A 14,107-nucleotide genomic window follows, 5' to 3' on the forward strand; every position below is an offset into this window, starting at 1 on the left:
GCCCCGCTGTCAAAAGCCGCGTGCTGCATACGGAGGGTGAAGTCAGCACGAAGTCGTGAAGAATTGTCGTCGCAGACGGACGGCCTCAGTACTCGAACCCGGGCGGACCACTGATGCCGATCCGGTTCCAACTAACGGTGCTGAATCCGCAGGTGTGGCGATTCAGGCGACGTTCCCGCCAAGGTCCGCTCGGATCGGTTCGATATCCTCGCCGTCGAGTGCGCGTCTGTGGAACTCGACAATGTCGCTCACCGCTGGCTCTGGCGTGTGCCCTGTATTCTCGTATACCCTGAAGACCGCGTTTACGTTGTATTCTTCGTAGACGGACTTGCAGTACGGAAACCGCTCTTCGTGAACGTCTTCCCCGTAAGTGAGTACAGCGACTCCACGGAGTTCCGGATCGGTCCATGCGTCGGGGTACAGAAGTGCGTCCTTGTCGTCGTCTTCACCCATGTACAGAAACTGGTCTACGTTGCGGAACGCTTCCAGGTCGAATGGCTTTCCGACTAACTCCTCGACGTTCGCGATACCCACGGGATAGTCCAGGTTTCGTTCCCCGAATCCACGGATCTCGGCACGCTCTTCTGGCAGAATCACCAGCCCATTGATCCCACCGGCCGACACCGAGCAAACGCGGTCGGGATGCAAGGCAGTAAATCGGTTGACGAAGGCTGCTTGCGAGGAGAAACCGTTCAGCATGAACTCCTCGGGAACCGGATAGCCGGCGTCCGCGAGTCGCTCCCGTGCGTCCTCGACCATACAGAGCAGTTGTCGGTCCACGCGCTCGAGTGGCCCCTCGTCGAGTTGCATCGTTCTGGCACAGAGCATGTGGATCATGTGCGTCCAGTCGACTGGTTCCTCGAACGGACGAGGGAAGACGGGAATCAGATATGGGGATCCGAGTTCGTCGGCGATCCGGCGGCCGTATCCGTTCTCGATTCGCTGTCCGGCCAGTTCGAGATGCTCCTCGAAGTCTTCGATCTGTTGTCCGACGTTGTGGGGTTCGACGAGTAAGGGTCTCGTCCCGGAACCGCACTCCGCCCACCGGGTACTCGATTCGCTTCCGATCCCTTCCGGCATGGCGAGATAGTAGGGGTAATTAAACCCACGCTCGGGGTCTGCTTCGACGAGTGTCGCCTCGTTCGACCTGTGACGCTCTTCTTCGCCCCGATCTACCGACGCGGTGTCACTGTTTCCGTCTTGCATGGAATAACGGGCGGACTGCACCCCCATAAACATAATTTGAAAAACATTTCTGTGAGGTCTGTTACTGAACCCCTTTTCAATAGTATTTTTGAGAGTTCCGGCTCGGACGACTGTCGACGGGAACACTGAAAACTGAACCACCCGAAGGACGACCATGGTCGGGGAAGATTCGACAGCGGAGCTCGAAGAGACGTTCAGCGTGGTCGCAAACGATATCCGACTCGACATTCTGTGGACGCTCTGGGAGATCTACACGGACAACCCATCTCCTGACCCCGGCTCTGTTCCGTTCTCGACACTCAAAGACCGGGTCGGTGTCCGGGATTCGGGTCAGTTCCACTACCACCTCGACGAGTTGGTTCCCCGGTTTGTCACACGTCACGAAGATGGCTACACCCTGACCTACGCCGGTGCACGAATCATCGGGGCAGCAGTCTCCGGTATCTACACTGATACGCAAACGACGCTCGAGACGACGGCGGCGGATTCTTGCCCAGATCCCTCCTGCGAGGGAGAGCTCGAACTCGGGTACCACCAGGGTCACGTGCGCGCCACCTGTAACTCCTGCGAGGAGAGACAAATCATGTCTGCTCCCCCGATTCTCGTCGGCGCACACGATGTCGACCGGAATCCGGGACTGCTCGGGTCGTTCACTCTGACGCAGCTCCAGAAGACCGTACGCGGGTTCTGCCATCTCTGTAGCGGTCCGGTCGAGGGAAGCGTAGTCCAGCAGTCCCTCGACGACGAGGTGGAGACCGGCGAGAACGTCGAGATCGTCTACGAATGCCAGGAGTGTGAAGCGGCGTCGTACACTGCTGCAACGACGGCAATTCTGGGCCATCCGGCCGTCGTGTCGCTGTTGTACGACGCAGGTATCGACTACCGAAAAATTTCGCCCTGGCACATCACGCGGACTCTCAACTCCAAAGAACGTGTCAACAGCGAGGATCCAGTCCGGGTAGAAGTTACGGTGTCGATCGCAGACACGAAACTAACTGCCATATTGGACGAGAATCTCACAGTTCTCGACTGTTCCGAGCAGTAGAGGTGCCCTGCTTCCCTCGAATATTCCGAGCAAGAGGGCCGTACTCGACTTCTGACCGTGCCGGCTACCATCGGAGATGAAGATACTCTCGCACTCGTAGGGTTTTTATTGGGTGGAAATCGACACATTGGTCGATGAAGCGGCGAGTCGAGACGGCATGCTCGCCGCGGCCTCATTCAACCCCACACGATCCAGGTCGAAACCTCGCCGAGAGCGTCTAACCGTGGCCCGTGTCCGCTATTCACCAAGTCGTGAAGAATCGGTCCTGAAATCGGTAGAATAACTGACGTCAGTCCGCACGCGCAGCCACGGAATTCCCCATCGAGTAGAAATCGTGCTCCTAACCCTTGCTAAACCCGAACCGACTCCTCGAGGTACTTCTCGTTGATCTCCCACTCGCCGTCCCCGTTCCTGATCATGTACTCGCCGTAGTAGGGGACCCGGTTTGCGACGGTCTCGCGGAACGTCTCGCGGATCTCCGGTTTCGTCATCTCGCCCATCGAACGGAGGTCGTCGTTGCGGTTGAGACAGCCCTTGAGATAGCCCTCGTGGGTTACCCGAACGCGGTGACAGTTGGCACAGAAGGTGGGGTTCTCGACGGGGTCGACGATCTCGACCATCCCGCGGCCGGCGTTGGGGTCGTCACTCGAGTCGCCCTCGCCGATCCAGTAGCGCTTGCGGTCGTGCATCTCCCGGTGTTCGATCTCGTCGGCTTGCTCGGCCAGCCAGTCGTGGACGCGCTGGATGTCGATGTTCCACTCGGGCTTGCCGGTGAGTTCGGGCATGTACTCGATGAGCTGGAGCTGCAGGCCGTCGTTTTCCGCGACGTGGTCGACCATCTCGGGGACGTAGCCCGCAGTGTGCTCGAAGACGACCATGTTGAGCTTGACGGGGTCTAAGCCAGCGTCGAGAGCGGCCTCGACGCCCTCGAGCACCTTCTCGTAGGCACCGCTCTGGGTGACCGCAGCGAAGTCCTCGGGGTCGAGCGCGTCCTGGGAGACGTTCACCCGCTCGAGGCCAGCGTCGACGAGATCCTCGGCGCGACCGGGGAGGAAGGTGCCGTTCGTCGTCAGCGAGACCTCCATCTGGTCTGGCGTCCGTCGGATGATCTCCTCTAAGTCCTGTCGGAGCATCGGTTCGCCGCCGGTGAACTTCACCGAATCGACGTCGAACTCGACGGCGACCTCGAGAAACCGGACGACGTCGTCGGCGCTCATCTCGTCGTCCTGTGGGTCCATCGGGCCGCGGGTGTCTCCCAGCCCCTCGTTGTGACAGTAGACGCAATCGAAGTTGCACCGATCCGTCAGCGAGACGCGTACCCCCGTCACCTCGCGCCCGAACTCGTCGGTGAGCATGCCACACTGTTGCAGGCGGATCCGCTTAAACTCGCCGGGTAAATCGGGACCATCGTAACCAAATTCGGTTTCGTAGAATCGGCTGGCGCCGACGGCACAACACATACCCTCGACCGTCCCGAACCGACACCCATGGACGACGAGATGCTCGACGACCAGCGACGACTCGTCGAACTCATCGAGGAAGAGGGCTGGGACGTAACCGACCTCGAGATTTCCGCCTACGACAGCCCGTGGGCCGACGAAGACGATCCGGAAGCGACGGTGACGATCACCGCTCGAAAGCCCTACGAGAGCGACGGCGAAGAGGGGGACGGTGACGACGAGAGCCCGTTTCGCGTGAACTAGCTACTCTCGAGTTCGAGCAGCCGATCGTACCGCTCGTCGATCGACGGATGCGTGTTCGGAAACCGAAGTGACCGGCTCGCGTCTACCGCCTCGGTCGCCCGGTCGAGCGTCGATCGGGACCGGAACTCGTACTCCCCCGCGTCGATCGGCCCGTCGTCGAACCACTCCGACGACTCGTCCTCGCCGTCGGTCGACTCATCCCCACTCGATCCGGAGAACTGGTAGTCGACGTCCCGAAGGTAGAACTCTTCGTCCTCCGACTCGTCTTCCTCGAGTTCGAACGCCTGTGGCAGGATACACATCGCCTGCGTCCCGTCGCGTGCCCGGAGGTCCGCGTCTTGCGGTGTCGCCTCCTCGAGCGTGACGAGTGCGCTCGCGAGCGCACCGGGCGATCCGGCCAGCACGGCACCTGCACGGTCGGCTGCGAGTTCGCGGTACTGCGAGAGCAGACGATGAACGCTGCGGGCGCCGATCCAGAACGGTGCCGCGACCGTGAACGTGACGACGGAGATTCCCGCGATCCAGAGCGCTTCGCCGGGGCGCTTGCGCCAGTGGCCGTCGGAGAAGTCGATCGCCCAGTCGCGAAGACAGTTACTCACCCGGACGATCGTCTCGGTGATCCCGGCGAGCGCGCCGGCCAGTTCCATGACGAGCGCGTCGCGGTTCGCGACGTGTGCAACCTCGTGGGCGAGGACGGCCTCGAGTTCGTCGTCCGACAGCGCCTCGAGCAACGCCGTCGAGACGACGATCGTCGCGTTCGACGGCCGCCCGACCGCGAGCGAGTTCGGCACGTCGCTGTCGATCACCGCGATCGTCGGCGTCGGAACGCCAGCGCTGGCTGCGAGCCGGTCGGCGATCGCGTACAGTTCCGGGCGATCATCCCGCGGCGTCGGTTCGGCTCCAGTCCGCTCGAGCGTTCGGTGGTAGCCGTAGACGGTCCCGGCAGCCAGCAGCCCGACCGTCACCAGGCCGAGGACGAGCGGCGACCTGCTCACGTGTGTCAGGTCGGCCGAGACGAGTGAACCCGTCCACTCGAGCAGCCGAAGAGTGACCCAGACGAACGCGACGGTCAGTGTCGCGAGGACGAGCAACGACGTGCCGATCCGGACGGCGAGACCACGATCGGCAGTAGCGAGCAGGGAGGGACTCACGACCTTCGTTTGACAGGTCGGAAGAATAATGGTTACGTTCGGTTCTCGAGTTCGATCCGATCGGAGCATCCATCGTAGTCGGACTCGCTCGAAACGATCGGATCGTCTCCAGACGCGACCAGATGGAGCGCATCGAAGGGCGTAAATCCGTCGTCCTCTACGTAGCTGGCCGCTGCGAGAACGTCTTCGGTCTCGCTACGGATATCCACGAGCGACCGAGCAGCCGTCACCGTTCGAAGGACGTCCCAGTTTTCTCGATACGCAACCAGCATCAGTTCGATCAGCGTTTCCCGGCCGGTCCACAGCTCGTCTTGCCGCTTTTCGTATACCTCTTCCGCGGCTTCCTGGAGCCAGTCGTCATCTTTGATCAAAGCGAGCAGAAAGTCCGTCTCGGCGTACGTCACTGTCCAGCCTCTTCGAGCGCTTCGTCAAGTGCGCCCTCTTTGAGTTCGTCGGCCGTTTTGTCGCTCTTGCGGGCCTCTTCGCGAAGTGCCTCGAGCGGATCGTCGGGAACGGGAACGAGAACGAGACGGTCACCCCGGTCGATGAGTTCGAACTCCTCCCCGAACTCCTTCCGGACGGACTTGGGGAGATAGATACGCCCGTCGTCGGTGCTGACTCGCATAGTTGCCAGTACGCGCCAAAATGGCATTATTCTTCCGCCAGCACGAATAGAATGGAAACACTAGCAATCGAGTGGGAAAATAGGGCGGTGTTTTCCGTCAGTTTATCAGCCCTTGATGTTACAGACGGGGAACGTCCGTGCCACCTTGTCGCCGATGCCCAGCGCGTCCGAGACGCGGACGACCTCGTCGACGTCCTTGTAGACGCCCGGCGCCTCCTCGGCGACCGTCGCTCCGGACTGGGCCTTGACGTAGATCTGGTCTTGCTCCTCGAGTTGCTGCTGGACGTCCCCGCCCCAGAACTCGTCTTTGGCCTGGGTGCGACTCATCAGCCGACCTGCGCCGTGGGCGGTGGAGCCGAAGGTGAGGTCCATCGAGTTCTCGCCGCCACGGAGGACATAGTTACCTGCGCCCATGCTGCCGGGGATGATGACCGGCTGGCCGACGTCGCGGTAGGCCTTCGGGACCTCGGGGTGGCCGGCGGGGAAGGCTCGAGTCGCGCCCTTGCGGTGGACGAAGAGTTCCCGCTGTTCCCCGTCGACTTCGTGGGTTTCCTTCTTTGCGATGTTGTGAGCTACGTCGTACAGGAGATCCATCTCCATCTCTTCCCAGGGGCGGTCGAAGACGCGCTCGAACACCTGCCGCGTGCGGTGCATGATCAGCTGGCGGTTGACCCACGCGAAGTTGATCGCGGCGTTCATCGCCTTGTAGTAGTCGTCGGCGAGTTGCGATCCTGCAGGTGCCGCGGCCAATTCCTTGTCTGGAAGCTGATTCAGCAGCCCCTGATGTTGCTGTTCGATCTTCCGCAGGTAGTCGTTGCAGGTCTGGTGACCCAGTCCCCGCGATCCGCAGTGGATGAGGACGACGATCTGGTCCTCCTCGAGACCGTAGGCCTCGCCGACCTTCTCGTCGAAGACGTCGGTAACGCGCTGGACCTCGAGGAAGTGGTTACCCGAGCCAAGCGAGCCGATCTGGTTCTTCCCGCGGTCCTTTGCCTTCTGGCTGATCTTCGACGCGTCGGCCTCCTCCCGGTGGCCTTCGTCCTCGCAGTGCAGCAGGTCTCCCTCGACGCCGTGACCGTTCTCGACGGCCCACTCGACGCCTCGCTCGAGGACCTCGTCGACGGTGTCGACGCCGGCTTCGACGATGCCGCCGCCGCCCAGCCCCGACGGAACGTTGGCGAACAGCGAGTCGACGAGTTCCTCCTCGTGACCTTGCAACTCGTCGTAGGTGAGGTTCGTCCGCATCATCCGGACGCCGCAGTTGATGTCGTAGCCGACCGCTCCCGGCGAAATACAGCCGTTTTCGGCGTCGAGTGCGCCGACCCCACCGACGGGGAAGCCGTACCCCTGGTGACCGTCGGGCATACAGATCGCGTAGTTCGTGATCCCCGGCAGGTGGGTCGTGTTCTTGATCTGCTCTAGGGTCTTGTCCTCCTTGATCTCGTCGAGCAGCGCCTCGCTCGCGAGCACTCGTGCGGGCGCTCGCATATCGCCCTCCTGTGGGATCTCCCAGACGTACTCACGCACCTGCTCGAGCGTGATACCGTCGGCGTCGTAGGTGGATTTGCTCATACTCGAGACTCCGTCCGCGACGATGAAAGATGTTCGTCTTCAGACGATCGAACTGACTGTCGGTGTCAGCGATGGGTTGTCGATCGTCTGGAGAGCAGTTCGCCGGTTGCAAGCAACACTGTCGCGCATCCAAAATAGACAGTAGGCCTTCCTGAAACCCAAATCCCGATCTGTATTGGATCGGACGCTTGAAAGAAAGAAGTCATGACATTTTTCTAAGAGAGGTTCGTGCAGGGAGTATGAGCTCACAGAACCCGGGTTCGGACTGGGAATCGGCAGCGAGTAGTGACGGAACCGTCCAGCCATCCGGTGGTGACGACGACGGATTGTTCGGCTTTTCGATCAGTTATCCCGGACGAAACGGGTGGAAAACCGTATTTATCGGCGGCGTCCTCGGACTGTTCTTCTGGTTGATCGTTCCGGCACTGATCCTCGCTGGCTACTTCGTTCGAACGACGAAAGCAGCGGGAGAGGGACGGCCCGAACCGCCAGAGTTCGACGACTGGGGCGGAATGCTGGTCGACGGGCTGGGGCTGTTTCTGGTGTTCATCCCCGTCATCGTCGTTTACAGCCTGGTCGTCGTCGTAGCCATGGAAGTCCACCTCGCGGCCTACCTCGTGGCCAGCATCGCGCTCGCCTACCCGTTGCCCGCGATTTACGTCAATTACTCGATGAGCGATTCCTGGCTCGGCGCTTACGACGTGTCGGGACTGCAGACCCTTGTTACGGACAAGACGTACGTATTCGGCTTTCTCCTGTACGCATTCGTCATCAACGGAATCGGTGTCATCGTGGCGATGGTCCTGCTCGGACTCTCGCTGTTGACGATCGTCGGCTGGATCATCCTCTGGCCGATGATCTACTTCTACTGGTACGGAATCGACGCGTCCCTCTGGGGGCGAGTCTACAACCGGATCCACCGAGCCTGATCTGACTGCAGACGACCAATCCCGTTTTCACGCGAATACTACTCCTCGAGTTCGACCTCGAGCAGGAACTCCCCTAACTCGTCGGTGACGGTTCGCGGATTCGTCGCCAATCGTCGCTCCTGAACGAGCGTGTTCTCGACGATTTCGTCGACGTCGGAGCGCTCGAGGCCGACCTCGTCGAACGAACCTGGCAGTCCGATCGAGTCCCGGAGGCGTTCGCACTCGGCGATCAGTGCCTCGGGTTCGGGTTCCTCGCTACCGACTCCGAGACCGGCGGCGACGGCGGTATACTCCTCGCGACGCACTGGCAGGTTGTAGGTCAGTCCAGCGCGGATCGACGCACCGAGACACTCGCCGTGCGGGCGGTCGGTCATCCCGCCGACCGTACTCGCCAGCGCGTGGACTGCTCCCAGTCCGGATGCGGAGAAGGCCATTCCCGCCAGGTGCGAGCCGAGACTCATCGCGCGCCGGGCCTCGCGGTCGTCGCCGTCGAAGACGGCCCGTTCGAGCGAGCCGTGTACCAGCACGAGCGCGCGCCAGGCGAGGCTCCGGGAGACGGGATTCGCCCCCTGATAGGTGATCGGCCGAGGCTCGACCCAGCGATAGTCGCGAGCAAGCAGCGACTCGAGGGCGTGGACGAACGCGTCGAAGCCCGAGCGTGCGGTCACCGCCCGCGGCAGTCCGAACGTGAGTTCGGGATCGACCAGCGCCACGTCGGGTCGGAGGTGTTCGTCGCTGGCACCGCGTTTGACGCCGTCGTGGGTGACGACCGCCGTCTGGGTGGCCTGCGAGCCGGTGCCGCTGGTCGTCGGGACCGCGATTAGCGGCGCGATCGGTCCGGGGACTGCGTCGACGCCGACGTAGTCTGCGGGGTCGCCTCCGTGGGCGAGCAGGACCGCTGCGAGTTTCGCCGTGTCGAGACAGGAACCCCCGCCGACGGCGACGACGCCGTCGACCGCTGCGGTCGGGAGATTCTCGAAGTCCTCGGTCGAGGGTTCCGTCGAGGCGTAGTAGACGATCGGTTCCGCGTCGATTCCGTCGGTGACGCGCTCGAGGAGGCCAGCGTCCTCGACGCCGCGGTCGGTGACGATCAGGGGGTTCGAGACGCCGTAGCGCTCGAGAACGTCGTCCAGGTCGGCCGTGACACCGTCGCCGAACCGCGTGTCCGTCGTCGTAAACCGGAACGGGGTCGATCCGGGCTCGCCGAACTCGTATCCGTGCATGGTGGTGAGTGACGGGGGAAGCGAAAAAGTGTACTGCCGCCGGCACCGGTCAGACGTCGAAGACGACGTAGGCTTCCCACCCGTCGTCGACTCGCTCGAGTCGCATCTCCGAGTACGTCACAGCCTTGATCTCGCGGGCGGTGATTTCCGTGAGCGGAATCCCGCGGGCGCTGGCCTCGAGCGACCAGTCACCCCCGTCGGACTCGTCGATCGACTCGACCCGGTGCTCGACGGGGAGTTCGTTCCGAACGTCCCTGAGGTAGACGAGTTCGTCCAGGTAGTCGAACAGCAGTGCCTCGCGACGTTCGGCGGTTACCGACACCGAAAACCGGCCGTCGCCGTCGTCGGGCATCGTCTCGCAGGACGCGGCCGCCAGTCCGTCGGCGACCGCGGCGAAGACGTCCTCGAGCGTCTCACCGGTCGCTTCGACCGCGATGTCGGCCGTGTGGTCTCGCAGTTCGAACGGCATTTCCCACGGCTACGGGGCCCCGATCCGTATGCCCGTCGTTTCGAGTATCGGACTCCGGGGAAATTCCCTAGTTAGTTGTTTTAGCCCGTTCCAGCCGGGGAACCAGTCCCGGAGGAATTATATTGGCGACGATGTTAGGGTGTGGTAGTGAGCGTCAACATCGACAGTCGAGTCGTCGCGCCGGGGAGCGACGACTACGTCGACGAAGCCTGGCAGCTCAAGGAACGGATCAGTAGCCAGGAAGGGGTTCTCAAACAGCGCCACGACTTTTTCACCGACGCATACCGCCGCTCGAAGGTCCACTGTTACGTCTTCAACGACGAACTCGTCGGGTTCGCAGCCGTTCGGCGCGACGGCTACATTCTCTTTCTCGCGGTCGCACCCGAATGCCGCGGCGAGGGGATCGGCAAACGGTTGGTCGCTCGAGTCGCAGACGACCACGATTCGATCACCTGTCACGCCCGTACGAGCAACGAGAACGCCCTCCAGTTCTACGAACACCTCGGGTTCGAGATCAAACGGCGAATCGACGACTATTACGAGGACGGCGGCGACGCCTACTACCTGAAACTCGGTTCCGACGTCGGCATCGCCGACCGGATCTCCGAGTTGATGCGCCGGTAGCCCGGAATCGTCGGTAGAGCGTCCTCGATAGCCCTGCTCGAGGAGTTACTACTCGTTTCCGTTCGCGGACCCGTTCCGATCCCGAACGACGCCCTCGACGAACCCGCGTCGCAGGATCGTCAACAGCAGGTACGTCTCGTACTTCTGGCTCCGGCAGTGCTCGCAGGGAGCCATCTCGTCGGCGATCCGTTCGATACTCTCGCCGTGGTCGGCCTCGAGTTCCGAGACGATCTCCGCAATCTCGGGTGCGATCTCGGCGGCCATCGCCGCGACGTCCTCTCGGCGGTCGTCGGGGATCGCGTACGAAAGAACGATGGTGTTCGCCCGGTAGTACTTGGTCGTTCCACCGCCGCGTTCCTCGAGTCGCGCGACCTCGACGAGACCGGCGTCCCGTAGTTCGTTGACGTGGTGCCGGACCGTGTTGAGCGTCCGGTCGTACCCCCGGCGCTCGAGTCGCTCGTCGAGGTCCGACACCGAGAGTGCTTCCTCTGCGAGCATGTCCAGGATCATCGCCCGGATCGGTTCGTCGACCGCACTCGAGACGTTCGTGTCCCGGACCGCGACGTCTTCGATCGCGACGTCCGACGTGAATTCTGCCATCGATTGTCGGAAGTTGGTGGTCGTTCCGTATAAGTCGTCAGACTGGCGGGACCCCCTAGACGAGTCGTTTCACCGGTGAAAGCGGACGTCACTGGACGAAAACACATCATTTGAGTGATATACTTGTGCCGCGGGTTCGTAGAACCGCTCGAGAACAGATGACGGACATCACCGAATACCGCGTGACCGACTTCGATTGTCCGACGTGTGCGAGCAACGTCGAACGATCACTCTCCCGAACTGACGGCGTCGAACACGTCGAGGTCCACTACACCACGGGCCGCGTCGAGATCGAATACGACGGCTCCGCCGTGGATCCGGAGACGTTCGAACGGGCCATCTCGAACCAGGGGTACACGCCCCGCCCACGGTGACGACGCGTGAACGCGAAGCGTCAGTTCCAGAAGTACCGACAGCCGGTAGTCGTCGCCGCTAGCGGGCTGCTGTTCGCGGTTGGTTGGAGTCTCGGCTATCTCTTCGGTCTCGAGAGTGCGAGCGCCATGTTCATGGTACTCGCAGCCGCCGTCGGCGGCTACGACGTCGCGAAGAAGGCCTACTACACGCTGCGGGCCCGGACGGTCGGTATCAACACGCTCGTCACCCTGGCCGCGGTCGGTGCGATCCTCATCGGCGAGTACTGGGAAGCCGCGGCCGTCGTCTTCCTGTTCGCGCTGGGGAACTATCTCGAGGCACGAACGATGGGCAAGACCCGGTCGGCGCTCGAGGAGTTACTCGAGTTGACGCCGGATACGGCGATCGTTCGGCGCGACGGCGAAGAGGTAGAAGTCCGCGCACGGGAGGTCGAACCGGGCGAAACGGTCGTCGTCAAACCCGGTGCAAAAGTGCCCGTCGATGGCGAGGTGACGGGCGGCGAGAGCGCGATCGACCAATCCCCCGTCACCGGCGAGAGCGTCCCCGTCCACAAGGACGCGGGCGACGAGGTCTACGCCGGCACGATCAACCAGGAGGGAGCCCTCGAGGTCGTCGCGACCGGTACCGGTCGGGACACGACCCTCGAGCGGATCATCCGCCGCGTCGAGGAGGCCCAGGAGGCGAAGGCGCCGACGGAGACGATCATCGAGCGGTTCGCGACGTACTACACGCCCGCGATCGTCGTGCTGGCGGTCGGCGCGTACGCGGTCACCGGGAACGCGATCCTCGCGCTGACGCTGCTCGTGATCGGCTGTCCCGGCGCGCTGGTGATCGGACCGCCGGTCAGCATCGTCAGTGCGATCGGTAACGCCGCGCGCTCGGGCGTCCTCATGAAGGGCGGCGAACACCTCGAGACGGCCGGCAAGATCGACCTCGTCGCGTTCGACAAGACCGGTACCCTGACGAAGGGCGAGACGACCGTCGCGGACGTCGAGGGATTCGCCGTCGACGAAGACGACGTCCTCCGGTACGCTGCGATCGCAGAGAAACGGAGCGAACACCACCTCGCCGACGCGATCCTCGAGGCCGCTCGAGACCGCAGCACCGGGTCGGACGGAGCGTACGCGACCGACGGTGGACTCGCGCTCGAGTCCCGAACGATCCCCGACCCGGACGAGTTCGAGGTCGCCCCCGGGAAAGGCGTCGTCGCCCGGCACGACGGCCGCCGAATCGTCGTCGGTAACCGGGCGCTGCTCGCGGAACACGAAATCGACCTCCCCGGGGAGGTCGCCGCCTACGCCCGCGAACGCGAAGAGAGCGGCGAGACGGCAGTCTACGTCGTCCTCGGGGACGACGCCGTCGGCGTCGTCTCGCTACGAGACGAACTCCGTGAGGACGCAGCGGACGTCGTCGCCGCGCTGCAGGACGCCGGCGTCCGAACGGTGATGCTGACCGGCGACAACGAACGCACCGCTCGAGCGGTCGCCGATACCGTCGGAATCGACGACTACCGGGCAGCCCTGCTCCCCGAGGAGAAACAGGAGACCATCGAGTCGTTTCGGGCGGAGGATCACGTCGTCGCGATGGTCGGCGATGGGATCAACGACGCTCCGTCGCTCGCGACCGCCGACGTCGGGATCGCGATGGGCGCTGCGGGAACGGACACCGCCATCGAGACGGCGGACATGGCGCTGATGGCCGACGACCTCGAGCGCATCCCGTATGCCGTCGGCCTCAGCAAGGCGACCCGCTGGAACATCGGCGAGAACGTCACCATCGCCGTGGCGACGGTCGTCCTACTGCTTGCCGGCGTCTTCGCGGGCTACGTCCACATGGCAAGCGGGATGCTCGTCCACATCGGCAGCGTGTTGCTGGTCATCCTGAACGGCATGCGACTACTGCGGTACTAACCACCACAATGAGCAAACCGACTCACGAAACCGACCGAACGAACTGGACCGTCGACTACGACGTCGAACCGATCCGACTGCGCGACCCTGCGGCCGAGGCACTGGCCGTCCTCGAGCCCGGCGATCCGATCGTCGTCACCTACGAGGACGTCGTGAAAGCAGCGGGCCACTCCTGTCCCACGACGGCGGGCGCATATCGTATCGCGAAAGACGGGCTCGAGGCGCTGTACCCGGACGCCGACGAACTCCCCGTCCGCGGTGACGTCGCGGTACTGGCCGGCGGCCCTCGCGACGATTCGGCCTACGGCGTAACGGCGCGGCTGATCTCGTACGTGACGGGAGCCGCAGGCGAGGACGGCTTCGGTGGTCTGGCAGGCGGCCACGGCGACCGACAGCATACGTTGCGGTACGGCGCGATCGGCACCGACGGGATCAGCTTCGAGTTCACGCGAACGGACACCGACGAAACCGTGCGAGTCACCTACGACGTCGCCGCGATCCCCGACGGCGGGCCGGCGATCGGAAACCTGCCGAAATTAATCGACGGCACGGCGACCGACGAGGAACGCGCGGCGTTCGCCGACGACTGGCACGGGCGAGTAGGGGAAATTCTCGAGGGCGAGCGGTATGTCTCGGTCGAACGTAGGACAGAATCGTAGAGGATAGAGGAAGTTTCGC

16 protein-coding genes are annotated in these 14,107 nt (G+C 63.0%); 7 read left to right on the forward strand and 9 right to left on the reverse strand.

Annotated elements, in window-relative coordinates:
- Window positions 1-162: 162 nt before the first annotated feature.
- The gene (locus tag BLR35_RS10970) at window positions 163-1,206 is read right to left on the reverse strand and encodes a hypothetical protein (RefSeq protein ID WP_090381631.1); all 1,044 of its coding nucleotides are present in this window, start codon (window positions 1,204-1,206) and stop codon (window positions 163-165) included.
- A gap of 154 nt (window positions 1,207-1,360) precedes the next feature.
- On the opposite strand from BLR35_RS10970, the gene BLR35_RS10975 reads away from it, so the two are divergent.
- Window positions 1,361-2,251 carry a DUF7351 domain-containing protein gene (locus tag BLR35_RS10975; protein ID WP_090381634.1) on the forward strand — a complete coding sequence of 297 codons (891 nt, stop codon included), beginning with the start codon at window positions 1,361-1,363 and terminating at the stop codon, window positions 2,249-2,251.
- Window positions 2,252-2,601: 350 nt separating this feature from the next.
- Here BLR35_RS10975 and moaA read toward each other — a convergent pair whose 3' ends face one another.
- Window positions 2,602-3,606 (reverse strand): GTP 3',8-cyclase MoaA, encoded by a 1,005-nt coding sequence (gene moaA / locus BLR35_RS10980; RefSeq protein WP_090382937.1) that lies wholly within the window; start codon window positions 3,604-3,606, stop codon window positions 2,602-2,604.
- Between the two features lie 132 nt (window positions 3,607-3,738).
- Here moaA and BLR35_RS10985 point away from each other — a divergent pair, with 132 nt between their 5' ends.
- Window positions 3,739-3,954, forward strand: a complete 216-nt coding sequence (locus BLR35_RS10985) for a hypothetical protein (protein WP_090381635.1) — start codon at window positions 3,739-3,741, stop codon at window positions 3,952-3,954.
- Here the strand turns inward: BLR35_RS10985 and BLR35_RS10990 are convergent.
- From BLR35_RS10990 to BLR35_RS11005, 4 genes are all read right to left on the reverse strand, one after another.
- On the reverse strand, window positions 3,951-5,105 hold the full coding sequence (locus BLR35_RS10990; RefSeq protein ID WP_170831020.1) for a M48 family metalloprotease: 1,155 nt from the start codon (window positions 5,103-5,105) through the stop codon (window positions 3,951-3,953). The two genes, BLR35_RS10985 and BLR35_RS10990, sit on opposite strands and share 4 nt — an antisense overlap.
- Before the next feature lie 32 nt (window positions 5,106-5,137).
- Complete coding sequence (locus BLR35_RS10995; RefSeq protein WP_090381641.1) at window positions 5,138-5,509, reverse strand: hypothetical protein; 372 nt, start codon at window positions 5,507-5,509, stop codon at window positions 5,138-5,140.
- The gene (locus tag BLR35_RS11000; RefSeq protein ID WP_090381644.1) at window positions 5,506-5,730 is read right to left on the reverse strand and encodes an AbrB/MazE/SpoVT family DNA-binding domain-containing protein; all 225 of its coding nucleotides are present in this window, start codon (window positions 5,728-5,730) and stop codon (window positions 5,506-5,508) included. The genes BLR35_RS10995 and BLR35_RS11000 overlap by 4 nt, the downstream gene beginning before the upstream one ends.
- A gap of 105 nt (window positions 5,731-5,835) precedes the next feature.
- A complete protein-coding gene (locus BLR35_RS11005) occupies window positions 5,836-7,302 on the reverse strand; it encodes an RtcB family protein (protein WP_090381646.1) in 1,467 nt (488 codons plus the stop codon).
- A 239-nt stretch (window positions 7,303-7,541) separates the two neighbouring features.
- Between BLR35_RS11005 and BLR35_RS11010 the strand changes: the two genes are divergently transcribed.
- Window positions 7,542-8,231 carry a DUF4013 domain-containing protein gene (locus BLR35_RS11010; RefSeq protein WP_090381650.1) on the forward strand — a complete coding sequence of 230 codons (690 nt, stop codon included), beginning with the start codon at window positions 7,542-7,544 and terminating at the stop codon, window positions 8,229-8,231.
- 38 nt (window positions 8,232-8,269) lie between these two features.
- On the opposite strand, the gene BLR35_RS11015 is transcribed toward BLR35_RS11010, so the two are convergent.
- Window positions 8,270-9,454, reverse strand: coding sequence for an iron-containing alcohol dehydrogenase (locus BLR35_RS11015; protein ID WP_090381652.1), 1,185 nt, complete (start codon window positions 9,452-9,454; stop codon window positions 8,270-8,272).
- A gap of 49 nt (window positions 9,455-9,503) precedes the next feature.
- A complete protein-coding gene (locus BLR35_RS11020; RefSeq protein WP_090381654.1) occupies window positions 9,504-9,923 on the reverse strand; it encodes an archease in 420 nt (139 codons plus the stop codon).
- A gap of 147 nt (window positions 9,924-10,070) precedes the next feature.
- Here BLR35_RS11020 and BLR35_RS11025 point away from each other — a divergent pair, with 147 nt between their 5' ends.
- Window positions 10,071-10,547, forward strand: coding sequence for a GNAT family N-acetyltransferase (locus BLR35_RS11025; protein ID WP_090381657.1), 477 nt, complete (start codon window positions 10,071-10,073; stop codon window positions 10,545-10,547).
- Window positions 10,548-10,595: 48 nt separating this feature from the next.
- On the opposite strand, the gene BLR35_RS11030 is transcribed toward BLR35_RS11025, so the two are convergent.
- Complete coding sequence (locus tag BLR35_RS11030; RefSeq protein ID WP_090381659.1) at window positions 10,596-11,147, reverse strand: winged helix-turn-helix domain-containing protein; 552 nt, start codon at window positions 11,145-11,147, stop codon at window positions 10,596-10,598.
- 158 nt (window positions 11,148-11,305) lie between these two features.
- Here BLR35_RS11030 and BLR35_RS11035 point away from each other — a divergent pair, with 158 nt between their 5' ends.
- From BLR35_RS11035 to BLR35_RS11045, 3 genes are read left to right on the forward strand one after another with little or no spacing between them, the layout of a single operon-like run.
- On the forward strand, window positions 11,306-11,521 hold the full coding sequence (locus BLR35_RS11035; protein ID WP_090381661.1) for a heavy-metal-associated domain-containing protein: 216 nt from the start codon (window positions 11,306-11,308) through the stop codon (window positions 11,519-11,521).
- A 6-nt stretch (window positions 11,522-11,527) separates the two neighbouring features.
- On the forward strand, window positions 11,528-13,429 hold the full coding sequence (locus BLR35_RS11040) for a heavy metal translocating P-type ATPase (RefSeq protein WP_090381663.1): 1,902 nt from the start codon (window positions 11,528-11,530) through the stop codon (window positions 13,427-13,429).
- Between the two features lie 8 nt (window positions 13,430-13,437).
- Window positions 13,438-14,088 (forward strand): hypothetical protein, encoded by a 651-nt coding sequence (locus tag BLR35_RS11045; RefSeq protein WP_090381666.1) that lies wholly within the window; start codon window positions 13,438-13,440, stop codon window positions 14,086-14,088.
- The last annotated feature ends 19 nt before the right edge of the window (window positions 14,089-14,107 follow it).

The organism is Natronobacterium texcoconense, from assembly GCF_900104065.1.
GTDB classification, from domain to species: Archaea; Halobacteriota; Halobacteria; order Halobacteriales; family Natrialbaceae; genus Natronobacterium; species Natronobacterium texcoconense.